Genomic DNA, 26,168 nt, shown 5'->3' with positions numbered 1-26,168 from the left:
CTCCGCGTGTCCCGCCGCAATGCCGGACGCGTGGTTTTCTGTCGGATTTTGCGAAGCGTTGGTGAAGCCGAAACGGCTCGGTGATCACGGCTCCCGCATATCTACCCGCGTAGAAATTTCGGCCGGGTACGCTGAGGGAACCGCCTTCGCACCAACCACACACGGGAGTGCCCGATGGCACGCGTCGTAGTCGACGTCATGCTCAAGCCGGAGATCCTCGACCCCCAGGGCCAGGCGGTGCAGCGTGCACTGCCGCGCCTGGGCTTCGAGGGAATCGCGGACGTCCGCCAGGGGAAGCGTTTCGAGCTCGAGGTGGAGGGACCGGTCGACCAGGCCGCCCTCGACCGCATCCACAAGATGGCCGAAACCTTCCTCGCCAACACCGTCATCGAAGACTTCACCGTGAAGGTCGAGGCCTGAGGGTGACCACTCGCATCGGAGTCGTCACGTTCCCCGGAACGCTCGACGACCGTGACTCGCTGCGCGCCATCCGCCTCGCGGGGGCCGAGCCGGTTTCGCTCTGGCACCGCGACAAGGACCTGCACCAGGTCGACGCGGTCGTCCTCGCGGGCGGCTTCTCCTACGGGGACTACCTGCGCGCCGGAGCCATCTCCCGGTTCTCGCCGGTGATGGACACCATCATCGAGCAGGCCAAGGGCGGCATGCCCGTCCTCGGCATCTGCAACGGCTTCCAGGTCCTCACCGAGGCCCACCTGCTGCCGGGGGCGATGCTCCGCAACAACCACCTGCACTTCATCTGCCGCGACCAGAAGCTGCGGGTGGAGAACGCGGAGACCGCGTGGACCGGCGACTACACCGCCGGCCAGGAGATCTCCGTACCGCTCAAGAACATGGACGGCCGCTACACCGCCGACGAGCGCACGCTCGACGAGCTGGAGGCCGAAGGCCGCGTGGCCTTCCGGTACCTGGTCCGCGGCGAAGCCGCTGATGGATTCGGTAACCCGAACGGCTCGCTGCGCGACATCGCCGGCATCACCAACGCCGCGGGCAACGTCGTCGGCCTCATGCCGCACCCGGAGCACGCGGTCGAGCCGCTGATCGGGACGGGCCGCACCGACGGCCTCCCGTTCTTCACCTCGGTCCTGAAGAAGCTGGTCAACGCATGAGCCTCGACACGGTCAAGAACGCCACCGAGACCCCGGACGCGGCGCAGCCCTGGAAGGAGCTCGGCCTCAAGGAGGACGAGTACGCCCGCATCCGGGAGATCCTCGGCCGCCGCCCCACGGGCGCCGAGCTCGCCATGTACTCGGTCATGTGGTCCGAGCACTGCTCGTACAAGAGCAGCAAGGTCCACCTGAAGCAGTTCGGCGAGAAGGTCCCGCAGAACGACGCCATGCTCGTCGGCATCGGCGAGAACGCCGGTGTCGTCGACGTCGGCCAGGGCTACGCGGTCACCTTCAAGGTCGAGTCGCACAACCACCCCTCGTACATCGAGCCCTACCAGGGCGCGGCCACCGGCATCGGCGGCATCGTCCGCGACATCCTCGCCATGGGCGCCCGCCCGATCGCCGTCGTCGACCCGCTGCGCTTCGGCGCGGCCGACCACCCCGACACCAAGCGCGTCCTGCCGGGCGTCGTCGCGGGCATCGGCGGCTACGGCAACTGCCTGGGCCTGCCCAACATCGGCGGCGAGGTCGTCTTCGACGCCTGCTACCAGGGCAACCCGCTCGTCAACGCCGGCTGCATCGGCGTGATGAAGCACGAGGACATCCACCTCGCCAAGGCCTCCGGCCCCGGCAACAAGGTCATCCTCTACGGCGCCCGCACGGGCGGCGACGGCATCGGCGGCGTCTCGGTCCTCGCGTCCGAGACCTTCGACGACACCAAGCCCACCAAGCGCCCCGCGGTCCAGGTCGGCGACCCCTTCCAGGAGAAGCTCCTCATCGAGTGCACCCTGGAGATCTTCAAGGAGAAGCTGGTCGCCGGCATCCAGGACCTCGGCGGCGCCGGGCTCTCCTGCGCCACCAGCGAGCTGGCCTCCGCCGGTTCCGGCGGCATGCGGGTCGAGCTGGACACCGTCCCGCTGCGCGACGCGACGCTCTCGCCCGAGGAAATCCTCATGAGCGAGTCGCAGGAGCGCATGTGCGCGATCGTGGAGCCGCAGTACGTCGACCGCTTCATGGAGATCTGCGAGAAGTGGGACGTCATCGCCACCGTCATCGGTGAGGTGACCGACGGCGAGCGCCTCGAGATCTTCTGGCACGGCGAGCAGATCGTGGACGTGCCCCCGGGCACCGTCGCCCACGAGGGCCCCGTCTACCACCGCCCGTACGCGCGCCCCTCCTGGCAGGACGCGCTCCAGGCGGACGACGCGGGCAAGCTGCCCCGCCCGCAGACCTCGGAAGAGCTCCGCGCGCAGGTCCTGGCCCTGGTCTCCTCCCCGAACCAGGCGTCGAAGTCCTGGGTGACCGACCAGTACGACCGCTTCGTGCAGGGCAACACCGTCCTGTCGCAGCCCGAGGACGCGGGCATGGTCCGCATCGACGCCGAGTCGAACCTCGGCGTGGCCATGGCCACCGACGGCAACGGCCGCTTCGCCAAGCTCGACCCGTACACGGGCGCGCAGCTGGCGCTGGCGGAGTCGTACCGCAACGTGGCGGCGACCGGCGCCAAGCCGCTCGCCATCTCCGACTGCCTGAACTTCGGTTCCCCCGAGGACCCGGACGTCATGTGGCAGTTCGCCGAGGCCTGCCGCGGTCTGGCGGACGGCTGCCTGGAGCTGGGCACCCCGGTGACCGGCGGCAACGTCTCCCTCTACAACCAGACGGGCGACATCGCGATCCACCCGACCCCGGTCGTGGCGGTCCTCGGTGTGATCGACGACGTCAACCGCCGTACGCCGATGGCCTTCAAGGAGGCCGGCCAGCTGCTGTACCTGCTGGGCGACACGGCCGAGGAGTTCGGCGGCTCGGCCTGGTCCCAGGTCGTCCACGACCACCTGGGCGGCATGCCGCCGAAGGTGGACCTGGGCCGCGAGAAGCTGCTCGGCGAGATCCTCATCTCCGCATCGCGCGACGGCATGATCGACGCCGCGCACGACCTGTCCGACGGCGGCGTGATCCAGGCGCTCACCGAGTCCTGCCTGCGCGGCGGCAACGGCGCGCGGATCGTGGTCCCGGAGGACCTGGACGCCTTCACCTTCCTGTTCTCCGAGTCCGCGGGCCGGGCCATCGTGTCCGTCCCGCGCAGCGAGGAGCTCCGCTTCACCGACATGTGCGGCGCGCGGGGCCTCCCGGTCGCCCGCATCGGCGTGGTGGACGGCGAGGGGATCGAGATCCAGGGCGAGTTCACCCTCCCCCTGACCGAACTCCGCGAGGCCCACGAGGCCACGATCCCGGCCCTGCTGGCCTGATCCCCGCCCTCGGCTGTACGAGGCCCCGCCCACCCTGTGGGCGGGGCCTCTGCGTTGTCGTCGGTGGTTGGTACGGTCAGCCGCGTCGTCGCAGTTGCAAGAGCGGGGGTCGGGATGTTCGAACCACTGGAGCCGTCCAGCGGCGGGGTGCTGCCGGATCGGGGCCGATGGCGCAATGCGGTCAATTTGCTGCTGTGCATCGCGGGTGTGGGCGGCGTGGTCTTCGGCGGCTGGGCGCTGTACGACTCGTACGAGACCCACCAGGACCGCAAGGCGAGCCGCGCGCTGATAACCCAGGCGTGCGCCGGGCTGGTGGACGCCGAGACGGTCATGAGCCTGGACGGCGGCACCGACCGGGTGGTCCTCGGCGGCGAGGAGCCGAGGACCATCGACTTCGACACGATTCCCGACAACTGTGTGCTGAGCCGCCTGGAGGACCGAAAGGGCCGGGACGTGCGGCTCAGCCAGTTCACCCTCGCCCTGAAGGGGCTGCCCCAGGCGCGAGCCCTGCACACCGCCGACGATTCCGGGGACCCCTTCGCCACCATGCGCCCCGGCTCGCAGGGCGATATGACCGCTCGGACCAGGCTGCCCGACCGGATGCCGCTCGGGGACGGCCGGCTCGGCGACTACGGTCCCGACGACGTCACCGTCGTGGCCCGGTGCGAGCAGCCGGCCAAGGCCGGTACGACCACCCTGATCGTGACCGCCACCTCCCCGAGCACCCGGCACGAGGCCGGTGACCGCCCGGTCCTGGCCCGTCTCGCCCGGCACGCCGCGGAGGGCGCCGCCGCGAAGTTCGGCTGCCGGACGCAGCTGCCCGAACTCCCGGAGCAGCTGCCCGCACCCGTTGCCGATCTCGGCCCGGTGGGTGACCGGTCGGACAGCTGCGGCTGGTACGCCGCCCACCTGCGTACGGCGGACCGGGTCAGGCTGCCCGACAGGGCCGCCGGCGTACCCCTCGGAGGAGCCGCCCGCGAGGAGGGCTGCCTGCTCGCGGTGGGACGCGAGGCGACCAAGCGCCTCTTCCCCACGCTGAGCGAGGAGGAGCGCGCCCACGTGAACCTGGACGCGGTCCTGCGGGTCGCACCGTGGTGGGTCCGGACCCGGTCGTACTTCGGCGACGACGCGGCAGCGGTCGCCGCCCCCGGCAGGCGCAGCCCGGACCCGGTGATCCCCGGCAAGGCGGGCCGCCTCGGCGACGTGCTCTACGGCTCGATGACCTGCCAGGAGCGGCCGGCCACCCTGACGATGACCGTCCCGTACGACTACCGGTCCGTCCTCGGCCCGCGCTTGGACGAGTTGTTCAAGGCCTACGCCACCGACACCGCCCAGCGCCGCGGCTGCACCGGGCTCGTGCTGCCCGGGCCCGAGTAGGGTCGGGTCATGCCGCCCGCCAAGAAGAAGCCGCGTGCCTTCGACCCCGTCAGGATCCGCGCGGCCGTCACCGCGCAGTTCGGGCATGTCGCCGACGCCGTGCGCGAGTTGACGCCCGAGCAGCTGGCGCGGCCCAGCGGGCTCGGGGAGTGGACCGTCGGCGAACTCGCCGCGCACATCGCGTGGATCGCGGACTCGCTGGCCGCCGGCCTCGCCCGGCCGCCCGCCGCCGTCGTCGAGCTGACCGCCGTCGAGTGGCCCTCCGCCACCGCCTCCCTCGCCGGGAAGATCTCCGAGGCCGCCCGCGAGACCCTCGCCGGGGCCCCGCTCCCCGAGCTGTACGAGCGTGCGGCCACCCGCATGGCCGAGGCGCTGGAGGCCAACACCGGCGCACGCGTGCTGGACCTGTGGATCGGCGACATGACCCTGGCCGACTTCATGGTCACCCGGACCGTGGAGCTGGTGGTCCACACCGACGACCTGAACCGGGCCGCCGGAACGGACATCCCCATCGAGCGCCAGGCACTGGCCGCCTGCACCCGGCTGCTCGCCGACGCCCTCGCCCTCAAGGCGCCGGGCGGTTCGGTCGAGGTACGGATCCCGCCCTTCGCGGTGGTCCAGTGCATCGAGGGCCCCCGCCACACCCGCGGTACCCCGCCCAACGTGGTGGAGACCGACCCGCTGACCTGGATCCGGCTCGCGACGGGCCGTACGCACTGGGCCGCGGCCCTCGACGAGGCGCAGGTCAGGGCCAGCGGAGAGCGGGCCGACCTGTCGGCGCTGCTCCCCCTGATGAGCTGAGCGGAACCGCCCGGCCGCCCGCTCCGTCCCATCGTCATGCGTACCCTCAGGCACCTTCCGACCGGCCTGGCCCTCCTCCTCGCGCTCGCCGCGTGCGGTCAGTCCGAAGACGCCGGGAGCAGCCCGCTCCCCGACCCCGTCGGCTCCTGGTCCGTGGAGTCCCTCACCACCGGCGGCCGCACCCTGCACGCACCCGCGGCCGCCCGCGTCGACCTCAAGCAGGACGACGCCACCGGCAACTACGGCTGCAACGGCTTCACGGCGAAGGTCGTCCCCGAAGGCTCCTCCGCCCTGACCGTGACCCCGGGCGCGACGACCAACATGGCCTGCGAGAACCAGGAGTTCGAGACCGCGTTCGCCCAGCTCTTCAAGGGCCGGCTGACCATCGACCGGGGCCCCGACCGGCTCACGCTGAAGACCGCCGACGGGAGCACGATCGCCTTGACCTCCCAGCCCCCGGCCCCGGACGCGCCGCTCGCCGCGACGGAGTGGACCGTCGACTCGCTGGTCGACGGTGCGACCGTGTCCTCCGTCCCCGCCGAGGCGGCCGGCAAGGCCAGGTTCACCCTCACCACCGACGGCACGGCGAGCGGCAGCCTCGGCTGCAACCGGTTCAGCGCCAAGGCCACCGTCGACGGTCCCACGGTCACCTTCGGGCCGCTCACCACGACCCGGATGGCCTGCGAGGGCCCGGCCGGTGAGGTGGAGCGGACGCTGACCGCCCTGTTCGGCAGCGGCCCGCTCACCTGGAAGATCCAGGGTCAGAACCTGACCCTCACCGCGCCCGACGGCAAGGGCCTCACCGCCAAGGGGGCCACGGCGGCCGAATGAGCGCGGCCCGGACCCGGGTGCGTCAGGCCGGGTAGGGCAGCAGTTCCGCGTTCACGGACTCCCAGGCCGACCGCAGCTCCGCCAGCCGGGCCGGTTCCAGCGCGGCCTTGTCGGCCTGCTCGCGGACGTCCCCGGCCAGGTTGAACAGCTGGTCCCGGCCCGCCTTGCCGCGGTAGTACTTCCAGTCGCCGCGCCGCAGGGCCCGCTCCCCGCGGACCCGCCAGAACAGGTCCCGCCCGGCGACCTCCTCGCCGCGCAGCAGGTACCCGGCCAGGCTCACCCCGTCCAGCGGGTACGCCGGGTGCGGCCGCGTCCCGGCCACCTCCAGCAGCGTGGCCGTCCAGTCCGGGCTGAACACCGGGACGCGGCTGACCTGCCCGCCGTCCAGCCGCGCGGGCCAGCGCACGATGTTCGGCACCCGGATCCCGCCCTCCTGGAGCGAGGCCTTGTTGCCCGACAGCGGCCAGTTGTACGAGAAGCGCTCGCCGCCGTTGTCGCTGGAGAACACGACCAGGGTGTTGTCCTCCTGCCCGGAGCGCTTCAGCGCCTTCAGCACCTCGCCGACCGACCGGTCCAGGTCCTCCACCATCTGCCGGTACTTCTCGACCGAGCCGCCGTCCTGGTGCCACAGCGCCCGTGCGTCGCCCGCCTTGATCCGGCGGACGATCTCGGCGCTCTCCTCCGTGTCCCCCTCGGCGATCCAAGGCCAGTGCGGGGTGGTGAAGTTCAGGTTCAGCAGCCACGGCTTGCCGTGGTGGTCGCGCGAGACGTACTCGCTGGCCCGCTCGGTGATGATCCGGGTGTAGTAGCGCAGGTCCCGGTAGGTGGCGTCGCCCTCGTAGAGGTCGTACTCGCCGCCCAGGCCCAGCTTGGAGTAGTACTCCAGCGCCCCGCCGAAGTTGCCGAAGAACTCCTCCCAGCCGGACTTCGTCGGGCTGTAGTCCGGCAGGTAGCCCGCGTGCCACTTGCCGATCAGCGCGGTGGAGTAGCCGGACTCCTTCAGCAGCGAGGCCAGCGTGGGGTGGGTGGGCTCCAGGCCCGCCGACTTGTCGGCGATCGGCTCGGCCAGCCCGCCCTTGGTGCGGGCCGGGTAGCGGCCCGTGTACAGGCTGAACCGGGTCGGAGAGCAGGTCGCGGAGCCCGAGTACGCGTCGGTGAACCGGACGCCCTGGCGGGCCAGTCGGTCCAGGTTGGGGGTCTTGATGTGCGTGGAGCCGTATGAGGACAGGTCCGCCCAGCCCAGGTCGTCGCCCAGGATGAACAGGATGTTGGGACGCCGGGACTGCCGCCCGCGCGCGGCGCGGAACTCCCGCTCCTGCGCGGCCTCGGCGGCCTGGGCGGGGGCGGCAGCGCCGACTCCGACGGCCGCCGCGGCGGCGCTCACGCCGACCGCCCCGCCGAAGGCACGCCGGGACAGATGGGGTTCGTACGAGGTCACAGGTACTCCAAGGCACGGCCTGGCGCCCGGCAGCGCAGGGCATGCCGGGGCGGAGGCAGGAGAAAAGGGGAAAGGAAAAGCGGCGTGTGACTACGCAGAACAGCGACAGATGGCGCTCGCGACACGGACCAGGTCCACGTGCCGGCGCTCGACGAGGGTGACGGTGCGGTCACCGAGAGGCTGCATGAGGCGAGAGCCTGTACGAATGCCCATACGGCTGTCAACAAAGGAATCCGGATACCGAGACGCAGCGGCCCGGTCACCCTCTGTGCTGTGACATTTCCCGGGGCTCCCGAATTCGGACCAGTGGTCGACCTCGCCTACACTTGAGCTGTGCCTCGTGGTGATGGACGACTCAACCACGACCTGCTCCCCGGAGAAAAGGGCCCCCAGGACGCTTGCGGCGTCTTCGGTGTCTGGGCTCCGGGTGAAGAGGTCGCCAAGCTCACCTACTTCGGACTGTATGCACTGCAGCACCGCGGACAAGAGTCCGCGGGAATCGCTGTGAGCAACGGTTCCCAGATCCTCGTCTTCAAGGACATGGGCCTCGTTTCCCAAGTCTTCGACGAAACCTCTCTCGGCTCGCTCCAGGGTCATATCGCGGTCGGTCACGCCCGCTACTCGACCACTGGAGCCTCCGTCTGGGAGAACGCCCAGCCCACCTTCCGTGCGACCGCCCACGGCTCCATTGCCCTGGGTCACAACGGCAACTTGGTGAACACCGCCGAGCTTGCCGAGATGGTCGCCGACCTCCCCCGTCAGGACGGCCGCGCCACCCAGGTGGCGGCCACCAACGACACGGACCTGGTCACCGCCCTCCTGGCGGGCCAGACCGACGAGGACGGCAAGCCCCTGACCATCGAGGAGTCGGCCACCAAGGTCCTCCCGAAGGTGAAGGGCGCCTTCTCGCTCGTCTTCATGGACGAGGGGACCCTCTACACCGCCCGTGACCCGCAGGGCATCCGCCCGCTGGTCCTCGGCCGCCTGGAGCGCGGCTGGGTGGTCGCGAGTGAGACCGCCGCCCTCGACATCTGCGGGGCCAGCTTCGTCCGCGAGGTCGAGCCGGGCGAGCTCATCGCGATCGACGAGAACGGCCTGCGGACCTCCCGATTCGCGGAAGCGAAGCCCAAGGGCTGTGTCTTCGAGTACGTCTACCTGGCGCGCCCGGACACCGACATCGCCGGCCGGAACGTCTACCTCTCGCGTGTCGAGATGGGCCGGCGCCTGGCCAAGGAAGCCCCGGTCGACGCCGATCTGGTGATACCGACGCCGGAGTCGGGCACGCCCGCCGCCGTCGGATACGCCGAGGCCAGCGGGATCCCGTACGGCTCCGGCCTGGTCAAGAACGCCTACGTCGGCCGGACCTTCATCCAGCCCTCGCAGACGATCCGCCAGCTCGGCATCCGCCTGAAGCTCAACCCCCTCAAGGAAGTCATCCGGGGCAAGCGCCTGGTGGTCGTCGACGACTCGATCGTCCGCGGCAACACCCAGCGCGCCCTGGTCAAGATGCTCCGCGAGGCCGGCGCGGCGGAGGTCCACATCCGGATCTCCTCGCCGCCGGTGAAGTGGCCGTGCTTCTTCGGCATCGACTTCGCCACCCGGGCCGAGCTGATCGCCAACGGCATGACGGTCGACGAGATCGCCACGTCGCTGGGCGCGGACTCGCTCTCGTACATCTCGCTCGACGCGATGGTCGAGGCGACCACCATCCAGAAGCCCAACCTCTGCCGTGCCTGCTTCGACGGCGAGTACCCCATGGAGCTGCCCGACCCGCAGCTCCTGGGCAAGCAGCTGCTGGAGTCCGAGCTGGCCGGCGGCACGGACGCCGCCGACGCGCTCCGCCGCCCGTAGGCGCTCCTCGGTTTCGCCGGCTCAACCTGCGCTGGGCCCTCCCTTTTGAGGCTTCTCCGGGGGCCCAGCACCACCCGCAGTAACGACACGAAAGCTCTCTCCTGTCATGACAGAGAAGACCACCGGTGCCAGCTACGCAGCCGCAGGCGTGGACATCGAAGCGGGAGACCGCGCCGTCGAGCTGATGAAGGAGTGGGTGAAGAAGACGCAGCGCCCCGAGGTCCTCGGCGGCCTCGGCGGCTTCGCCGGCCTCTTCGACGCCTCCGCCCTCAAGCGCTACGAGCGCCCGCTGCTCGCCTCCGCCACCGACGGGGTCGGCACCAAGGTCGACATCGCCCGCCAGCTCGGCGTGTACGACACCATCGGCCACGACCTCGTCGCGATGGTCATGGACGACATCGTCGTCTGCGGCGCCGAGCCGCTCTTCATGACCGACTACATCTGCGTCGGCAAGGTCCACCCCGAGCGTGTCGCGGCCATCGTCAAGGGCATCGCCGAGGGCTGCGTCCTCGCCGGCTGCGCCCTGGTGGGCGGCGAGACCGCCGAACACCCGGGTCTGCTCGGCCCTGACGACTTCGACGTGGCGGGCGCCGGCACCGGTGTCGTCGAGTACGACCGGCTGCTCGGTGCGGATCGCATCCGTACGGGTGACGCCGTCATCGCGATGGCTTCGTCCGGCCTTCACTCGAACGGGTACTCGCTGGTCCGGCACGTCCTCTTCGACCGGGCCGGAATGTCCCTGGACCAGGAAGTCGCCGAGCTCGGCCGCACCCTGGGCGAGGAACTGCTGGAGCCCACGAAGATCTACTCGCTCGACTGCCTCGCCCTCACCCGTACGGCCGAGGTGCACGCCTACTCGCACATCACGGGCGGCGGCCTCGCGGCCAACCTGGCGCGGGTGATCCCGGACCACCTGCACGCCACGGTCGACCGTTCGACCTGGACCCCCGGCGCGATCTTCGACCTGGTCGGCAAGGCCGGTCAGGTCGAGCAGCTGGAACTGGAGAAGACGCTGAACATGGGCGTCGGCATGATGGCGGTCGTCCCGGGCGAGTCGGTGGACGTGGCCCTCACCGCGCTGGCCGACCGGGGCGTCGACGCCTGGGTCGCGGGCGAGATCCTGGACCGCGGCGACCACGCCGAGGGCGCCACCCTGACCGGTTCCTACGCGAGCTGAGCAGCACTGAAACCCGGCCCGGGGCGATGCCCTGGACCGGGTTTCAGTCTTTGACCCTGTTGTGCAGACGCTCTCGAGAAAGCGTCAAGCGCCGCGACGCTGTGCCGACGGACCGGACTCCTCGTCCTCGTCGTCGTCATCGCTGTTGTACAGATCCGCGTACTTGGCGTACGGGTCGTCGTCGTCCAGATCGTCATCGACTTCGACCGGCTCGCTGATAGGCAGCGGCTCTGTCGGCGATGCGCCCAGCTCATTGGCCAGACGCGAGAGGTCAGTCCCGCCGCTGTTGTACTTCAGCTGGCGGGCGACCTTTGTCTGCTTGGCCTTGGCCCGGCCGCGCCCCATGGCTCGACCCCCTCGGTGACGGGGCTCGACGGCCCCAGAGTCTGACACGCGTTCATGGTTCGGAGCGGGCTCTCCGTGGAGAGACCGTCCGTAGGGGTTTAACGGTACCTGCTTCCGCGGCCATACGGTACGCCGCCCGCATGACGCGCCCCGGTGCAGAACCAACAAGGCGCCCCGTCCTCGCTGGTCAACCGCGATTTTAACGCTTTCCTGGCCCGCGACCCGCCGAAGTGCAGTGAGTTCCGTCTCGCCGCACCCCGGCGGGCGCATCCGGGAGCCCCGGGAGGTGCCTAGACCGCGCGCGCGGAGCGGGCGTCCGCCATCCGCTGCTCGGCGATCCGGTCGGCCGCAGCGGCCGGCGGAATGCCGTCCGCCTTCGCACGTGCGAATATGGCGAGCGTGGTGTCGAAGATCTGCGCCGCCTTGGCCTTGCAGCGGTCGAAGTCGAAGCCGCGCAGCTCGTCGGCGACCTGGATCACGCCACCGGCGTTGACCACGTAGTCGGGCGCGTAGAGGATCCCGCGGTCCGAGACGTCCTTCTCGATGCCCGGGTGGGCGAGCTGGTTGTTCGCCGCTCCGCAGACGACCTTGGCCGTCAGGACCGGCACCGTCTCGTCGTTCAGGGCGCCGCCCAGCGCGCACGGGGCGTAGATGTCCAGACCGGGCACGCGGATCAGCGCGTCCGTGTCGGCGACCGCCGTGACCTTGCCGGGGTGCTTGTCGAGGATCCGGCGCACGGACTCTTCCCGCACGTCCGTGATCACGACCTCGGCGCCGTCCTCCAGCAGGTGCTCGACCAGGTAGTGGCCGACCTTGCCGACGCCCGCCACGGCGACCTTGCGGCCGCGCAGGGTCGGGTCGCCCCACAGGTGCTGGGCGCTGGCGCGCATGCCCTGGAAGACACCGAAGGCGGTGAGCACCGAGGAGTCGCCCGCGCCGCCGTTCTCGGGGGAGCGGCCGGTCGCCCAGCGGGTCTCGCGGGCCACGATGTCCATGTCCGCCACGTACGTGCCGACGTCGCAGGCGGTCACGTAGCGGCCGCCGAGGGACTCCACGAACCGGCCGTAGGCCAGCAGCAGTTCCTCCGACTTGAGGATGTCGGGGTCCCCGATGATCACGGCCTTGCCGCCGCCGAGGTCGAGACCGGCGAGGGCGTTCTTGTACGACATGCCGCGGGAGAGGTTCAGCGCGTCGAGGACGGCCTCCTCGTCCGAGGCGTACGCGTGGAAGCGCGTGCCGCCGAGGGCGGGGCCCAGGGCGGTGGAGTGGATCGCGATGACGGCCTTCAGGCCTGTGGCTCGGTCCTGGCACAGCACGACTTGCTCGTGGCCGCCCTGTTCCGTACGGAACAGGGTGTGCAGGACGCCGTCGGTCATTTCGGTCACGGTGGTGACTCCCATGGAAGAGATGCGGCGGATTGACGCCCGCCCTGCGGGTGGGGGAGGGCGTGCTGGGAGCAGCGTAAGACCTGCGGACGGCGCGGGGACCGCCTGTCCGAGGATCGGAACACTCCCGTGTCACGGGCGCGCCGAAGGTAGCGGAGCCGCAAAAAGGGGAGTACGAGAGCGTGAGCGAATCTCCCGATCCCCTGCTGCCCTCCGCGCGCTCGGCGCCGGCCGTCCCGTACGCCTCCTACCTGCGCGTCTACGAGCCCCTGGTTGCCTTCCCGGAACCGGAGCGGTCGCACTGGGCCGACTACGCCCGGCGCGGGAAGGCCCCGACCGCCCAGGACGAACTGCGCCGGTCGCTCACCGACTTGGTTCGGGTGCCCGTGGTGGGGGTGCCGGCCCACGAGAGCGCGGACGCCTTCACGGCGGAGGTGGACGGGGTGCTGCTGGTCTGCCCGTGGCGTACCCGGCTGCGCGGCTGGCTGGCGCTCCAGGAGCTGGTCGAGTGGTTCCCGCTCCCGGTCCTGGACGCGGCGCTCCCGCCGCCGTTGCGTCTGCAGGCGGCCGAGGAGTACGAGCGCTGGCGCGAGCGGAACCCGGACGCGCGCCCGTGGATCCGTACGGGGGTGTGGCAGGTCCCGCTGCGCTGGTTCGTGCTGGTGGCGGACCAGGAGCGGGAGTACCTGCCCGGCGAGCGGCTGCGCTACCGGACGCCGATGGTGCAGGCGCGGCGGCGCCTGGCGCGGGCCCTGCGGACCCTGCGGGAGGCGGAGGGGTACGGGATGCTCGCCGACGGCCTGGTGGAGGTCGGGAGCTGGCTGGAGGAGTTCCACCCGCGGTCGATGGTCGAACTGGACTACGGGGGGCTGCTGCACGCACTGCCGGCGGACCGGCTGGCGGCGGACCGGTCGGCGCGGGAGCTGGCGGAGGGCATCGCGGCCTTGCGGGCGGGGGACGCGGAGGGGGCGGCCGAGGTCTACGAGGAGCTGGCGGAGCGGTGGAGGGCGGTCCGGGAGAGACTGTTCGCGAATTAGTCCCCGAGGCCCGATCGTGCTCCGATCGGGCCCAAGAGGACCCGTACGTACCCCCGCGTATCGGTCGATCAGCCATAAGTGGCTGATCAGGGGCTTGATCATCTCTTTAGGGACGTAGTACCAGGACCTACGTCCCGATACGGGCCATTGGCCCAAGCGTGACGGACCGCACTATCTACACCCTTGCGCCCTTCCCCTACCCTCGTGCCAAAATAGGACAAGGAGTCCGGGGAGGGTTCCTTCCGCCCAACTAAGGGCGGAATGCTCGGCATTGCGCTCTACGGGGGGTCTGACGACTCCTGATCGCTCTGTGACTGATCGTCACAGTGGGGTGACTGTCCGTTATGGGACGGTCCATCGGCTTCCGCCGCTGATGAACACCTCGGAGGGCAATTCCGTCGGTTTGGCCCTTGGGGCTGGACGGATGGTGTAGTTGTAGTGCCGAGGACAAGCCGTTCGTCCTATAACCGACTCGGCCCGCGTATGTCCATTTCGGGCAACGCGGGCCAAGGTGCAGAATTTAGAGGAAAGAACCGAGATGGTTCGGTTCTCCCGAGGAGGCCGCTCATGACCGCTCGCACCCCTGATGCCGAGCCGCTGCTGACCCCGGCTGAGGTTGCCACGATGTTCCGCGTGGACCCGAAGACGGTGACCCGCTGGGCCAAGGCTGGCAAGCTCACGTCCATCCGCACCCTGGGTGGACACCGCCGTTACCGCGAGGCCGAGGTTCGCGCACTGCTTGCGGGAATTCCGCAGCAGCGCAGCGAGGCCTGAGGTTCCGCAGCACCCCTGCTTTAACGGGTCTATATCGGGTCCCCCAATCCGATGAAACCCACATAGCTTCATACGACTGAACCTGCCCCAACAGGTTCATTGGTCGTCGATCGCGCTGGACTCCGCCGGGTCCAGCGCGATCTTTTTTATGCCCAGGTCAGGGCGGTGTCGAGCTGGCGTGCGGTCACCGGCGGAGTAGGTGCCATTGCACATATTAAATCGAGCGGGTGTATGAGTGCGATAAAAGTACACATCTCAAAAACTCATGCGGTGACTCCCGTCACAGATGATCACTCTTGTATTCACGGGAATGCACCCCGTAAGGGGACGTGAGCCGCGGAGCGCATCATGCGAACGGGGGATTCTCGGCGGCGCGGGCGGTGGCGGCCGCGGTGGCGCCGGACCGGATGGCCGGGAGGCCCGGCGCGGCCCGGTGTGACGGCCGTCAGATCGCCCGTGGACGCCGGAACGGGTGAGGGAGGTTCGGGAGGACGCCGACGGACCCGCGCGGGCCTCAGAAGCCTCGGGGAGCCTCAAGAGTCTCGGGAGTCTCCCCAAGGCCGCCCAGCGGGTTTCCCCGCCAACGCGTCAGGGCCCGCATCCCCTGGGGGATACGGGCCCTGACGTTTCTGCGAACCTGACGGGACTTGAACCCGCGACCTCCACCTTGACAGGGTGGCGAGCTAACCAACTGCTCCACAGGTCCTTGATTTGCGGCCGCTCGGCGGCTGCGAATCAGACTGTACCGCAGCTCAGGGGGTGCAGTCGAACCGGATCACGCGGCCGGTCACCCGGCCGGTCACGGAGCCGCCGCATCCACCGCCTTCACGATCCGTTTGTCGGAGATCGGGTAGGCCGTCCCGAGCGCGTGCGCGAAGTAGCTGACCCGCAGTTCCTCGATCATCCAGCGGATCTCGGTGACCGCCTCCGGGACCGGCCGGCCCTTCGGCAACTGCTCCAGCAGCCACAGGTACTCGTCCCGCATCTCGTGGACCTTCTCCATGCGCGTGGTGTCGCGCTGGACGCCCGTGGGCATCTGCTGGAGCCGCCGGTCCACCGCCACCAGGTAGCGCATGAGGTCCGGCAGCCTGCGCAGCCCGGTGAGCGTCACGAAGCCGGCCGGCATGAGCGCCGCCAGCTGCGTCTTCACGTCCTGGAGGTTGGCGACCAGGGCGAGGCTGCTGGTGGCCTTCAGGCGCCGCTCGCAGGCCTGCCAGGCGGCCAGCACCTGCTGCACCTGCCCGACCGTCCGCACGGTCGTGTCCACCAGGTCGGCGCGCACGGCCTCGTAGAGCTTGCGGAAGCCCGTCTCGTCCCACGCGGGGCCGCCGTGGTCGGAGATCAGCTTGTCGGTCGCCGCGGTCGCGCAGTCGTCGAACAGCGCCTGGATGGAGCCGTGCGGGTTCCTGGACAGGGCCAGCTTCTGCTGGTTGGTCAGGTGGTCCGAGGCGAACTTCGCCGGATTCACCGGGATGTTCAGCAGGATGAGCCGCCGGGTGCCCAGCCACATCGCCTGCTGCTGCTCGGCCTCGGTGTCGAAGAGCCGTACGGAGACGCTCGCACCCTCGTCCACGAGCGCCGGGTACGCCTTCACCGGCTGGCCGGCCCGCCGGGTCTCGAAGACCTTGGTCAGCGTGCCGATGGTCCAGTCGGTCAGCCCGGTGCGCTCCACCGATTCCCCGCCCGCCCGCTCGGCGGTGGCCGCGGCGGCCTTGGAGAGGGCCTGGCGGGCCTTGGGCTTCAGACGCAGCCTCAGCGCCTCCAGGTCCTTGTCCTCGGCGAGGTTCTTGCGGCGCTCGTCGACGATCCGGAAGGTGATCTTCAGGTGGTCCGGGATCCGGCTGAGGTCGAAGTCCTCGGCGGAGACCGGGACCCCGACCATCCGCTGGAGCTCGCGCGCCAGCGTGACCGGCAGCGGCTCCTGCAAGGGCACCGCCGTGTCCAGGAAGCGGCCGGCGAAGTTCGGCGCCGGGACGTAGTGGCGGCGGATCGGCTTCGGGAGCGAGCGGATCAGCTCGGTGACGACTTCCTCCCGCAGACCCGGGATCTGCCAGTCGAAGCCCTCGTCGGTGACCTGGTTCAGCACCTGGAGCGGGATGTGGACGGTCACGCCGTCCGCGTCCGCGCCCGGCTCGAACTGGTAGGTCACCCGGAACTTCAGCGGCCCCTGGGGCCAGGAGTCCGGATAGTCGGCCTTGGTGACCCCGGCCGCCTTCTCCGTCAGGAGCATCTCGCGCTCGAAGTCGAGCAGTTCGGGCTCGTCCCGCTTCTTGTGCTTCCACCAGGAGTCGAAGTGCGCCCCGGAGACCACGTGCTCGGGGATCTTCTGGTCGTAGAAGTCGAAGAGGGTCTCGTCGTCCACCACGATGTCGCGGCGCCGCGCCCGGTTCTCCAGCTCCTCCACCTCGGTGAGGAGCTTGCGGTTGTCGGCGTAGAACTTGTGGTGGGTCCGCCAGTCGCCCTCGACCAGCGCGTTGCGGATGAACAGCTCGCGCGAGACCTCGGCGTCGATCCGGCCGTAGTTGATCTTCCGCTGGGCCACGATCGGCACGCCGTACAGCGTGACCTTCTCGTACGCCATCACGGCGGCCTGGTCCTTCTCCCAGTGCGGCTCGCTGTAGGTGCGCTTGATCAGGTGCTGGGCGAGCGGCTCCACCCACTCCGGCTCCACCTTGGCGTTCACCCGGGCCCACAGCCGCGAGGTCTCCACCAGCTCGGCCGACATCAGGAACTTCGGCTGCTTCTTGAAGAGCGCCGAGCCCGGGAAGATCGCGAACTTGGCGGACCGCGCCCCCAGGTACTCGTTCTTGTCGGTGTCCTTCAGGCCGATGTGCGAGAGCAGACCGGCCAGCAGCGAGACGTGGATGTTCTGCTCGGGGGCATCGGCCTCGTTGACGTGGATGCCCATGGTCTTGGCGACCGTGCGCAGCTGCGAGTAGATGTCCTGCCACTCCCGGATCCGCAGGAAGTTCAGGTACTCCTGCTTGCACATCCGGCGGAAGGAGGACGAGCCGCGTTCCTTCTGCTGCTCGCGCACGTAGCGCCACATGTTCAGGAACGAGAGGAAGTCGCTGGTCTCGTCCTTGAAGCGGGCGTGGTTCTGGTCGGCCTGGGTCTGCTTGTCCGAGGGCCGCTCGCGCGGGTCCTGGATGGACAGGGCCGCCGCGATGACCATGACCTCGCGGACGCAGTTGTTCTTGTCCGCCTCCACGACCATGCGGGCCAGGCGCGGGTCCACGGGGAGCTGGGAGAGCTGGCGGCCCATCTGCGTGAGCCGCCTCGACGGGTCCTTCTCCGCCGGGTCGAGCGCCCCGAGCTCCTGGAGCAGCTGCACGCCGTCGCGGATGTTGCGGTGGTCCGGCGGGTCGATGAAGGGGAACTTCTCGATCTCGCCCAGGCCGGCCGCGGTCATCTGGAGGATGACGGAGGCCAGGTTCGTGCGCAGGATCTCGGCGTCCGTGAACTCGGGACGCCCGTTGAAGTCGTCCTCGGAGTAGAGCCGGATGCAGATGCCGTCGCTGGTACGGCCGCAGCGGCCCTTGCGCTGGTTGGCGCTGGCCTGCGAGATCCGCTCGATGGGCAGGCGCTGGACCTTGGTGCGGTGGCTGTAGCGGGAGATCCGGGCGGTGCCCGGGTCGATCACGTACTTGATGCCCGGCACGGTGAGGGAGGTCTCGGCGACGTTCGTCGCGAGCACGATCCGGCGTCCCGTGTGCTGCTGGAAGACCCGGTGCTGCTCGGCGTGCGAGAGGCGGGCGTAAAGAGGAAGGACCTCAGTGAAGCGTAGGTTCCGCTTGTTCAGGGCGTCCGCCGTGTCGCGGATCTCGCGCTCTCCGGAGAGGAAGACCAGGACGTCGCCCGCGCCCTCGGACTGGAGCTCGTCCACGGCCTCGCAGATCGCGGTGATCTGGTCCCGGTCGCTGTCCTCGGAATCCTCTTCCAGCAGCGGCCGGTAGCGGACCTCGACCGGATACGTCCGCCCGCTGACCTCGACGATGGGGGCTTCCCCGAAGTGCCGCGAGAACCGTTCCGGGTCGATGGTCGCCGAGGTGATGATCACCTTGAGGTCGGGGCGCTTCGGCAGCAGCGTGGCCAGGTAGCCGAGCAGGAAGTCGATGTTCAGCGACCGCTCGTGGGCCTCGTCGATGATGATCGTGTCGTACGCGCGCAGCTCGCGGTCCGTCTGGATCTCGGCGAGCAGGATGCCGTCCGTCATCAGCTTCACGAAGGTCGCGTCCTGGTCCACCTGGTCGGTGAAGCGGACCTTCCAGCCGACCGTCTGGCCGATCTCGGACTTGAGCTCCTCGGCGATGCGCTCCGCGACCGTGCGGGCGGCGATCCGGCGGGGCTGGGTGTGCCCGATCATGCCCCGGACGCCGCGGCCCAGCTCCATGCAGATCTTGGGGATCTGCGTGGTCTTGCCGGAGCCGGTCTCGCCCGCGACGATCACGACCTGGTGGTCGCGTATCGCCTCGGCGATCTCGTCCTTTTTCTGGCTGACGGGCAGGTTCTCGGGATACGTGACCTCGGGCATCCGCGAGGCACGGCCGGCCAGTCGCTCGGCGGCCTTCGCGGCCTCCGCGGCGATCTCGTCGAGCACGGCCTGCTTGGCCTCGGGCTTGCGGATACGGCGGGCGCCCTCAAGGCGGCGGCCTAGGCGGTGCGCGTCGCGGAGGGAGATCTCACCGAGAAGCGTCTGCAGGGCGGCGAAGGAAGTAGACATACCTGGTCGAGGATCTCACCCGGGGCCGCCGGGTGGCGAACGCATTTGTGGGGCGTACCCGTACCATTTCGGGACGATCCCCCGGCCGTATGAGTGAGAGGCAGCCCACCTTGTCCCGCCGCAGCCGTGTGTGGTGCCTGCTCGGCGCCGTACTGGCACTGCTGGCGGGATGTGCGCTGCCGGCCGCCGCGACGCAGCCGCCCGGGCCGGCGGCCACGGCCGCCAGGGTCCACGCGGTGGTGGCGTACGAGGAAGGCGGCCCGTCCTGCGCCCCCGGAACCGGGGACCACGGCCGGCCGCCGGCCGTTCCGCCGCGCGCGGGCGACCACGCCCACGTCCCGGCTGCCGGACGGCTCTCGGCGGACCGGGCCTGGGACGGCAGGGCGATACCCGTACGGGATCTCGTACGCGGGCCCGACCAGCCGGCGCCCGGCCCCGTGGAGCTGTCCGTGATGCGGGTCTAGGAGGACCGGTCACCCCACCGGTCCTCCTCACACCCGTAGCCCTGGAGCACGCATGTCCTCTTCCAAGACCAGCCGCAAGACCAAGACCTCCAAGAAGCCCCTGTACATCGCCGCCGGGGTCGCCATCGCCGCGATCACCCTCGGCCTCGTCTCCTGGCAGGCCTCCACCGCCCCCGCCGAGAAGCCCTCCGGCGGTTCCGGCGCCTCCGCCGCGCCCCGCATTGACCCCGTCGCCGAACTGAAGGCGCTGGCCCGCCGCGAGTCCGGCGACAAGCTCGCCGTCGGCCGGGCCGACGCGCCCGTCGTACTGATCGAGTACTCCGACTTCAAGTGCGGCTACTGCGGCAAGTTCGCCCGGGACACCGAGCCCGAGCTGGTCAGGAAGTACGTGGAGGACGGCACCCTGCGCATCGAGTGGCGCAACTTCCCGATCTTCGGCGCCGACTCCGAGGCCGCCGCCAAGGCCGCCTGGGCCGCCGGGCAACAGGACCGTTTCGCCGCCTTCCACGCGGCCGCGTACGCCGACGGGTCCAAGGAGAAGGGCTTCGGCGAGGCCCGCCTCGTGGAGCTGGCCGGGCAGGCGGGCGTCCAAGACCTGGAGCGCTTCAAGAAGGACATGGCCGGGGAACAGGCCGCGGCGGCTCTGAAGAAGGACCAGGACGAGGGCTACCGCATCGGCGTGACCTCCACCCCGTCGTTCCTGGTCAACGGGCAGCCCATTGCGGGCGCCCAGCCCCTCGACGCCTTCACCACGGCCATCGCCCGCGCCAAGGCGGCGGCCCGCCCGTGACCCACATCGGATATCTGGCCGCCCTGCTGGGCGGCCTCCTCGCGCTGCTCAGCCCGTGCAGCGCCCTGCTGCTGCCCGCCTTCTTCGCGTACTCGATCGACTCCACGTCCCGGCTGCTGGCGCGGACCGGGATCTTCTACGCGGGCCTCGCGAGCACCCTCGTACCGCTGGGGGCGGCCGGCTCGTACGCCGGGCGGTTCTTCCACGGCAACCGCGACGCGCTGGTCCTCGTCGGCGGCTGGCTGATCATCGCGCTCGGGCTCGCCCAGATCCTCGGACTCGGGTTCGCCTCCCGGCGCGTCTCCGAGCTGTCGGGGCGGATCCGGCCGACGACCGCCCTGTCGGTGTACGCCCTCGGCGCGGTCTACGGTCTGGCCGGCTTCTGCGCGGGCCCGATCCTGGGCAGCGTGCTGACCGTGGCGGCGGTCAGCGGCAGCCCGGTCTACGGCGGCCTGCTGCTGGCGGTGTACGCGCTGGGGATGGCCGTGCCGCTGTTCGTGCTGGCCCTGCTGTGGGAGCGGTTCGAGCTGGGCCGGCGGCGCTGGCTGCGCGGGCGGGCCCTGCGCGTGGGCCGCTTCGAGCTGCACACCACCTCGCTGCTGTCCGGGCTGTTCTTCGTCGCCCTGGGCGCGATGTTCCTGGTCTTCGACGGGGCGAGCGCCCTGCCGGGGCTGCTGGACGTGGACGACTCGTTCGCGGTGGAGCAGTGGGTCCGGTCGGTGGCGGACGGGGTCCCGGACTGGGCGCTGCTCGGCCTGGTCGCGGCGGGGGCGGCGGCCGTCGGGCTGGCGCAGTGGCGTCGCAGGGCCCGTACGGCGGAGACGGCGGAGACGGCGGAGATGGAGTAACCGCGGTAGGAAACAGGAACGCCCCGTCCGATGGACGGGGCGTTCCTGTTCTTGATGGTGGCTGGGGCCGGGGTCGAACCGGCGACCTATCGCTTTTCAGGCGATCGCTCGTACCAACTGAGCTACCCAGCCACGAAACCGTTTCCGGCTTCAGCGATCCTGACGGGACTTGAACCCGCGACCTCCACCTTGACAGGGTGGCGAGCTAACCAACTGCTCCACAGGACCTTGCAGTGTGCGAGACCAAGTCTTGCACACGGTAATGCGTACCCCCAACGGGATTCGAACCCGTGCTACCGCCTTGAAAGGGCGGCGTCCTGGGCCACTAGACGATGAGGGCTAAAGGCCCGCCGGGCACTTTCCAGCGCGTCGGGGACGTGAGAAGCATATGGGATCCGGGGAGCGATCGCCAAAACGGTTTCTCCCCGGCAAGCGGGAGGCGGCCCCACCGGGGGGACAATGGCCCGGTGCTGGAGATGACGCGCGAGGAGTTCGAAGAGCTCGTCGCAGAGGCCCTGGACCGGATCCCGCCGGAGCTGACGCGGCTGATGGACAACGTGGCGGTGTTCGTCGAGGACGAACCGCCCGCCGACGACCCCGAGCTGCTCGGTCTGTACGAGGGGACCCCGCTGACGGACCGCGGCGAGTGGTACGCCGGGGTGCTGCCGGACCGGATCACGATCTACCGGAACCCCACGTTGCGGATGTGCGAGGACCGGGAGAGCGTGGTCGCCGAGACGGAGGTCACCGTGGTGCACGAGATCGCCCACCACTTCGGGATCGACGACGAACGGCTGCACGCGCTGGGCTACGGATGACCCGGCCGGTCCCCGGCGACGAGGCCATCGACCCGGACGTCGACCTGCACGTGCCGGCGCAGGCCGCCGAGCCGCAGGGCCGGGTGCTCGCGGCGGTGGCGGCGGGCGGGGCGGTCGGGGCCTCGGCGCGGTACGGGATCTCCCTGCTGTGGCCGGCCGGGCCCGGGGCCTTCCCGTGGGCGACCCTCGTGATCAACGCGGCCGGCTGTGCGCTGGTCGGCGTACTGATGGTGCTGATCAGCGAGGGCGGCAGGACGGCGCCGCATCCGCTGGTCCGGCCCTTCGCGGGGGTGGGGATCCTCGGCGGCTTCACCACCTTCTCGACGTACGCGGTCGACTTCTCGCGCCTGCTGGACGAGGGGGAGGCGGGCACCGCGCTGGCGTACGCCGGGCTCACGGTGGTGGCGGCGCTCGGTGCGGTGTGGGCGGCGGCCTCGGTGACGCGCCTCGCGGTCCGGGGCCGGGTGGCCTCCCGGTGAACTGGCTGCTCGTGGTGGCGGGCGCGGCCGTCGGGGCTCCGCTGCGGTACCTGACGGACCGTGCGGTGCAGGCGCGGCACGATTCGTTCTTCCCCTGGGGCACCTTCGTGGTCAACGCGGTCGCCTGCCTGGTGATGGGGGTGCTGACCGGCGCGCTGCTGGCCGGGGCCTCCTCCGGGCGGCTGCAACTGCTGCTGGGGACCGGTCTGTGCGGGGCGCTGAGCACCTACTCGACGTTCTCCTACGAGACGTTGCGGCTGGCCGAGCGCGGCTGGAAGTTCCTCGCGGCGGCGAACGTGGCGGCATCGGTGCTGGTCGGGCTGGGCGCCGTACACCTCGGGTCGCAGGTGGCGCACCAGCTGTTCGGCTGAGGGCGTGTCTCTTATGGGTCAAAGGGAGTTGGGCACATTGACCCGGTCATGCGGACCGCTCACCCCTCAGGCTCGGAGGTGCCCTCGTGCGCCAGTTGTCCGCTTCCCTCCGACTGGCCGTCACCGCGCTCGCGGTCGCGGCGACGGCGGGCTGCATGAGTGTCGGCGAGGACTCGGCGAAGCCCGGGCCCTCCTCCACGGCCGACGGTCGCGGCGGCGCCGCGGCGGGCGGGGGGTCCACGGCCGGACGGGGTTCCGGGGTGCACGGCAACGGGCACGGCGCGAAGGACGGTACGGGGAACCAGGACGGCACGCCCAAGGAGGACGGCAAGGCGTCCGGCGCGACCGGGGGCTCACCGAGCCCGGGGGCGCCGAGCGGCAAGCCGGGAGTGCCCTCGCCGTCGGCGGGACCGGGCGGCGGGGCGGGCGGCCAGGGGCCGCAGGAGCCCTCCGGGGGCGGTTCGGGCGGATCCGGGGGTTCCGGTGGCTCGGGCGGATCGGGTGGCTCGGGCGGTTCCGGCTCCGGCGGCTCGGGCGGCGGGCAGCAGTCGCACAGCCCGACCCCGGAACCGCCGGCCACGACTCCTCCTGTGACGGAACCCACGCCGCCGCCGCCGAGCCCGCAGCCGGAGCCGAGCACCCCAGCCGGGTCGTGATCGCGGGGCCGTTCCGGCGTCGGCCGCGCTCCGCCCGCCCCCCGGGCTCAGGGCATCTTCGCAGGTCAGGGTCGTTTCTGCGGGGGTGACTTGCCAGACCCGGGGGAGGGTGCGTATGGTTATAGATCGTTTGATCCCATTGCCCGGCGCCGAATCCGAAGAGCGCCGTGTGGCGCGTACTCTCCCTAGCCGTGGCTGACCGCATTGAGGCGGTCGATTTGCGATTCACGGAGTTTGGGCGCGTGCCGAGACTCCGGAAGGTTTCGCATTTCGCATGTCCATTTCCAGTTCTGACCGTGCCGTCATGCCCGAGAACGACTCGAACGAGATCGTCGACGCAGTAGAGACCCTTGTGGTCGACGAGACCATCGAGGCTCTTGAGGCCGACGTGACGACCGACCAGTCCATCGACTCCTTCGACGCCGACGGCGACGACGAGTCCGACGCCGACGCCGAGCCCACGATCACCTTCGGCGACCTCGGTCTGCCCGAGGGCATCGTGCGCAAGCTCGCGCAGAACGGCGTCACCGCCCCCTTCCCGATCCAGGCCGCGACCATCCCGGACGCCCTGGCCGGCAAGGACATCCTCGGCCGCGGCCGCACCGGCTCCGGCAAGACCCTCTCCTTCGGTCTGCCCACCCTGGCCTCGCTGGCCGGCGGTCACACCGAGAAGAAGAAGCCCCGCGCCATCATCCTCACGCCGACGCGTGAGCTCGCGATGCAGGTCGCGGACGCCCTCCAGCCCTACGGCGACGTGCTCGGCCTGAAGATGAAGGTCGTCTGCGGCGGTACCTCGATGAGCAACCAGATCTACGCCCTCGAGCGTGGCGTCGACGTCCTCGTCGCCACCCCGGGCCGTCTGCGCGACATCATCAACCGTGGCGCCTGCTCCCTCGAGAACGTCAAGATCGCCGTCCTCGACGAGGCCGACCAGATGGCCGACCTGGGCTTCCTGCCCGAGGTCACCGAGCTGCTCGACCAGATCCCCGGCGGCGGCCAGCGCATGCTCTTCTCCGCCACCATGGAGAACGAGATCGGCACCCTGGTCAAGCGCTACCTGTCCAACCCCGTCACGCACGAGGTCGACAGCGCGCAGGGCAACGTCACGACCATGACGCACCACGTCCTCGTCGTGAAGCCGAAGGACAAGGCGCCGGTCACGGCCGCCATCGCCGCCCGCAAGGGCCGCACCATCATCTTCGTCCGCACCCAGCTGGGCGCCGACCGCATCGCCGAGCAGCTCGTCGAGGCCGGCGTGAAGGCCGACGCGCTGCACGGCGGCATGACGCAGGGCGCCCGTACCCGCGTCCTCGCCGACTTCAAGGACGGCTACGTCAACGCGCTCGTCGCCACCGACGTCGCCGCCCGCGGCATCCACGTCGACGGCATCGACCTGGTCCTGAACGTGGACCCGGCCGGCGACCACAAGGACTACCTGCACCGCTCGGGCCGTACCGCCCGCGCCGGCAAGTCCGGTGTCGTGGTCTCCCTGGCCCTGCCGCACCAGCGCCGCCAGATCTTCCGCCTGATGGAGGACGCGGGCGTCGACGCCTCGCGCCACATCGTCCAGGGCGCCGGCGCCTTCGAGCCCGAGGTCGCCGAGATCACCGGTGCCCGTTCGCTGACCGAGGTCCAGGCCGACTCCGCGAACAACGCCGCGAAGCAGGCCGAGCGCGAGGTCGCCGAGCTCACCAAGCAGCTGGAGCGCCTGTCGCGCCGTGCCGTGGAACTGCGCGAGGAGGCCGACCGCCTGGTCGCCCGCTCCGCGCGTGAGCGTGGCGAGGACCCGGAGGCCGCTGTCGCCGAGGTGGCCGAGGCCGCCGAGGCCGAGGTCGCGGCTGCCGCCGCAGCCGCTGCCGCCGAGCTGGCCGCGCAGGAGCGCCGCGAGGAGCAGCGCGCCCAGCGCGACGACCGCGGCAACTTCGAGCGTCGCGACAACCGCGGTGGTGACCGCGACAACCGCGGTGGCGACCGTGGCGGCTTCCGCCGCGACGACCGCGGTGACCGTGGTGACCGCGGTGGCCGCCCGTCGGGTGGCTTCAACCGTGACGACCGCGGTGGCGACCGTGGCGGCTTCCGCCGCGACGACCGTCCGTCCGGTGGCTTCCGCTCCGGTGGCGACCGTCCGACCGGCGGTGGCTTCCGTCGCGACGACCGTCCCTCGGGTGGTTTCAACCGCGATGACCGCGGTGGCGACCGTGGCGGCTTCCGCTCCGGTGGCGACCGTCCGACCGGCGGTGGCTTCCGTCGCGACGACCGCCCCTCTGGTGGTTTCAACCGCGATGACCGCGGTGGCGACCGTGGCGGCTTCCGCCGCGACGACCGTCCGTCGGGCGGCTTCCGTTCCGGTGGCGACCGTCCGTCCACGGGCAACGGCACGTACAACCGTGACGACCGCACCTCCGGCAGCGGCTTCCGCTCCGGTGGCGGCGACCGTCCGTTCAACCGCGACCGTCGTGACGACCGTCCGTCCGGTGGCTTCCGCTCCGGCGGCGCCGGCGACCGCCCGTACGGCCGCCGCGACGACCACCGTCCGTCCGGCTCCGGCTCGACCGGCTCCTTCGGCGGCCGCCGCGACGACAAGCCGCGCTGGAAGCGCAACGGCTGATCGCAGCTGAGCTGAACCCCTG

General features: G+C 70.6%; 23 protein-coding genes and 4 tRNA genes. 18 read left to right on the top strand and 9 right to left on the bottom strand.

Annotated elements, in window-relative coordinates; translation table 11 throughout:
* The first annotated feature begins 174 nt into the window (after positions 1–174).
* The 6 genes from purS to JIW86_RS20025 all read left to right on the top strand — a co-directional run bounded on the left by purS (position 175) and on the right by JIW86_RS20025 (position 6,382).
* Positions 175–420: a phosphoribosylformylglycinamidine synthase subunit PurS gene (purS, locus tag JIW86_RS20050; protein ID WP_030009438.1), complete on the top strand. Its 246-nt coding sequence runs from the start codon at positions 175–177 to the stop codon at positions 418–420.
* Between the two features lie 2 nt (positions 421–422).
* Positions 423–1,127, top strand: a complete 705-nt coding sequence (purQ, locus tag JIW86_RS20045; RefSeq protein ID WP_257555237.1) for a phosphoribosylformylglycinamidine synthase subunit PurQ — start codon at positions 423–425, stop codon at positions 1,125–1,127.
* Complete coding sequence (purL, locus tag JIW86_RS20040) at positions 1,124–3,373, top strand: phosphoribosylformylglycinamidine synthase subunit PurL (RefSeq protein ID WP_257555236.1); 2,250 nt, start codon at positions 1,124–1,126, stop codon at positions 3,371–3,373. The genes purQ and purL overlap by 4 nt, the downstream gene beginning before the upstream one ends.
* Positions 3,374–3,487: 114 nt before the next feature.
* A complete protein-coding gene (locus JIW86_RS20035) occupies positions 3,488–4,750 on the top strand; it encodes a hypothetical protein (protein ID WP_257555235.1) in 1,263 nt (420 codons plus the stop codon).
* 9 nt (positions 4,751–4,759) lie between these two features.
* On the top strand, positions 4,760–5,551 hold the full coding sequence (locus tag JIW86_RS20030) for a maleylpyruvate isomerase family mycothiol-dependent enzyme (RefSeq protein WP_257555233.1): 792 nt from the start codon (positions 4,760–4,762) through the stop codon (positions 5,549–5,551).
* A gap of 36 nt (positions 5,552–5,587) precedes the next feature.
* Positions 5,588–6,382 carry an META domain-containing protein gene (locus tag JIW86_RS20025; RefSeq protein WP_257555232.1) on the top strand — a complete coding sequence of 265 codons (795 nt, stop codon included), beginning with the start codon at positions 5,588–5,590 and terminating at the stop codon, positions 6,380–6,382.
* Between the two features lie 22 nt (positions 6,383–6,404).
* On the opposite strand, the gene JIW86_RS20020 is transcribed toward JIW86_RS20025, so the two are convergent.
* Together JIW86_RS20020 and JIW86_RS42195 are read right to left on the bottom strand one after the other, a co-directional pair.
* Positions 6,405–7,820, bottom strand: coding sequence for a sulfatase-like hydrolase/transferase (locus JIW86_RS20020; RefSeq protein WP_257555231.1), 1,416 nt, complete (start codon positions 7,818–7,820; stop codon positions 6,405–6,407).
* Between the two features lie 90 nt (positions 7,821–7,910).
* Positions 7,911–8,006 carry a putative leader peptide gene (locus JIW86_RS42195; protein ID WP_324617183.1) on the bottom strand — a complete coding sequence of 32 codons (96 nt, stop codon included), beginning with the start codon at positions 8,004–8,006 and terminating at the stop codon, positions 7,911–7,913.
* Positions 8,007–8,153: 147 nt separating this feature from the next.
* Here JIW86_RS42195 and purF point away from each other — a divergent pair, with 147 nt between their 5' ends.
* Together purF and purM are read left to right on the top strand one after the other, a co-directional pair.
* Entirely contained in the window at positions 8,154–9,671 is a 1,518-nt protein-coding gene (gene purF / locus JIW86_RS20015; RefSeq protein ID WP_215146310.1) for an amidophosphoribosyltransferase, read from the top strand.
* 106 nt (positions 9,672–9,777) lie between these two features.
* The gene (purM, locus tag JIW86_RS20010) at positions 9,778–10,848 is read left to right on the top strand and encodes a phosphoribosylformylglycinamidine cyclo-ligase (RefSeq protein WP_215146312.1); all 1,071 of its coding nucleotides are present in this window, start codon (positions 9,778–9,780) and stop codon (positions 10,846–10,848) included.
* Between the two features lie 84 nt (positions 10,849–10,932).
* Here the strand turns inward: purM and JIW86_RS20005 are convergent, their stop codons facing one another.
* Complete coding sequence (locus JIW86_RS20005; protein WP_031141582.1) at positions 10,933–11,193, bottom strand: DUF3073 domain-containing protein; 261 nt, start codon at positions 11,191–11,193, stop codon at positions 10,933–10,935.
* 290 nt (positions 11,194–11,483) lie between these two features.
* Positions 11,484–12,578 carry a Glu/Leu/Phe/Val dehydrogenase gene (locus JIW86_RS20000; protein WP_322975536.1) on the bottom strand — a complete coding sequence of 365 codons (1,095 nt, stop codon included), beginning with the start codon at positions 12,576–12,578 and terminating at the stop codon, positions 11,484–11,486.
* A 182-nt stretch (positions 12,579–12,760) separates the two neighbouring features.
* On the opposite strand from JIW86_RS20000, the gene JIW86_RS19995 reads away from it, so the two are divergent.
* Both JIW86_RS19995 and bldC read left to right on the top strand, forming a co-directional pair.
* A complete protein-coding gene (locus tag JIW86_RS19995; protein WP_257555227.1) occupies positions 12,761–13,615 on the top strand; it encodes a hypothetical protein in 855 nt (284 codons plus the stop codon).
* A gap of 567 nt (positions 13,616–14,182) precedes the next feature.
* A complete protein-coding gene (gene bldC, locus JIW86_RS19990) occupies positions 14,183–14,389 on the top strand; it encodes a developmental transcriptional regulator BldC (RefSeq protein ID WP_003949541.1) in 207 nt (68 codons plus the stop codon).
* Between the two features lie 632 nt (positions 14,390–15,021).
* On the opposite strand, the gene JIW86_RS19985 is transcribed toward bldC, so the two are convergent.
* Positions 15,022–15,095, bottom strand: a tRNA-Asp gene (locus JIW86_RS19985).
* 93 nt (positions 15,096–15,188) lie between these two features.
* Entirely contained in the window at positions 15,189–19,112 is a 3,924-nt protein-coding gene (gene hrpA, locus JIW86_RS19980) for an ATP-dependent RNA helicase HrpA (RefSeq protein ID WP_257555225.1), read from the bottom strand.
* An 89-nt stretch (positions 19,113–19,201) separates the two neighbouring features.
* On the opposite strand from hrpA, the gene JIW86_RS19975 reads away from it, so the two are divergent.
* From JIW86_RS19975 to JIW86_RS19965, 3 genes are read left to right on the top strand one after another with little or no spacing between them, the layout of a single operon-like run.
* Positions 19,202–19,576, top strand: a complete 375-nt coding sequence (locus JIW86_RS19975; protein ID WP_257555223.1) for a hypothetical protein — start codon at positions 19,202–19,204, stop codon at positions 19,574–19,576.
* A gap of 52 nt (positions 19,577–19,628) precedes the next feature.
* Positions 19,629–20,366 carry a DsbA family protein gene (locus JIW86_RS19970; protein ID WP_257555222.1) on the top strand — a complete coding sequence of 246 codons (738 nt, stop codon included), beginning with the start codon at positions 19,629–19,631 and terminating at the stop codon, positions 20,364–20,366.
* Positions 20,363–21,214, top strand: coding sequence for a cytochrome c biogenesis CcdA family protein (locus JIW86_RS19965; RefSeq protein WP_257555221.1), 852 nt, complete (start codon positions 20,363–20,365; stop codon positions 21,212–21,214). The genes JIW86_RS19970 and JIW86_RS19965 overlap by 4 nt, the downstream gene beginning before the upstream one ends.
* Before the next feature lie 55 nt (positions 21,215–21,269).
* Here JIW86_RS19965 and JIW86_RS19960 read toward each other — a convergent pair.
* The 3 genes from JIW86_RS19960 to JIW86_RS19950 all read right to left on the bottom strand — a co-directional run bounded on the left by JIW86_RS19960 (position 21,270) and on the right by JIW86_RS19950 (position 21,554).
* Positions 21,270–21,346: transfer RNA gene (locus JIW86_RS19960), tRNA-Phe, on the bottom strand.
* Positions 21,347–21,368: 22 nt separating this feature from the next.
* Positions 21,369–21,442 (bottom strand) — tRNA-Asp (locus JIW86_RS19955).
* Between the two features lie 39 nt (positions 21,443–21,481).
* Positions 21,482–21,554: transfer RNA gene (locus tag JIW86_RS19950), tRNA-Glu, on the bottom strand.
* A gap of 127 nt (positions 21,555–21,681) precedes the next feature.
* Between JIW86_RS19950 and JIW86_RS19945 the strand changes: the two genes are divergently transcribed.
* The 5 genes from JIW86_RS19945 to JIW86_RS19925 all read left to right on the top strand — a co-directional run bounded on the left by JIW86_RS19945 (position 21,682) and on the right by JIW86_RS19925 (position 26,146).
* On the top strand, positions 21,682–22,032 hold the full coding sequence (locus JIW86_RS19945) for a metallopeptidase family protein (protein ID WP_030012899.1): 351 nt from the start codon (positions 21,682–21,684) through the stop codon (positions 22,030–22,032).
* Positions 22,029–22,511 carry a FluC/FEX family fluoride channel gene (locus tag JIW86_RS19940; RefSeq protein WP_257555219.1) on the top strand — a complete coding sequence of 161 codons (483 nt, stop codon included), beginning with the start codon at positions 22,029–22,031 and terminating at the stop codon, positions 22,509–22,511. The genes JIW86_RS19945 and JIW86_RS19940 overlap by 4 nt, the downstream gene beginning before the upstream one ends.
* Positions 22,508–22,882: a fluoride efflux transporter FluC gene (locus JIW86_RS19935; protein WP_215146323.1), complete on the top strand. Its 375-nt coding sequence runs from the start codon at positions 22,508–22,510 to the stop codon at positions 22,880–22,882. The genes JIW86_RS19940 and JIW86_RS19935 overlap by 4 nt, the downstream gene beginning before the upstream one ends.
* 86 nt (positions 22,883–22,968) lie before the next feature.
* Positions 22,969–23,538: a hypothetical protein gene (locus JIW86_RS19930; RefSeq protein WP_257555217.1), complete on the top strand. Its 570-nt coding sequence runs from the start codon at positions 22,969–22,971 to the stop codon at positions 23,536–23,538.
* Between the two features lie 274 nt (positions 23,539–23,812).
* Positions 23,813–26,146, top strand: coding sequence for a DEAD/DEAH box helicase (locus JIW86_RS19925; RefSeq protein ID WP_257555216.1), 2,334 nt, complete (start codon positions 23,813–23,815; stop codon positions 26,144–26,146).
* Positions 26,147–26,168: the final 22 nt, after the last annotated feature.

It is taken from the genome of Streptomyces sp. NBC_00162, from assembly GCF_024611995.1.
Lineage (GTDB): Bacteria > Actinomycetota > Actinomycetes > Streptomycetales > Streptomycetaceae > Streptomyces.
Note: the sequence above shows the minus strand (reverse complement) of the source record. Positions and strands in the feature narration are given on the sequence as shown.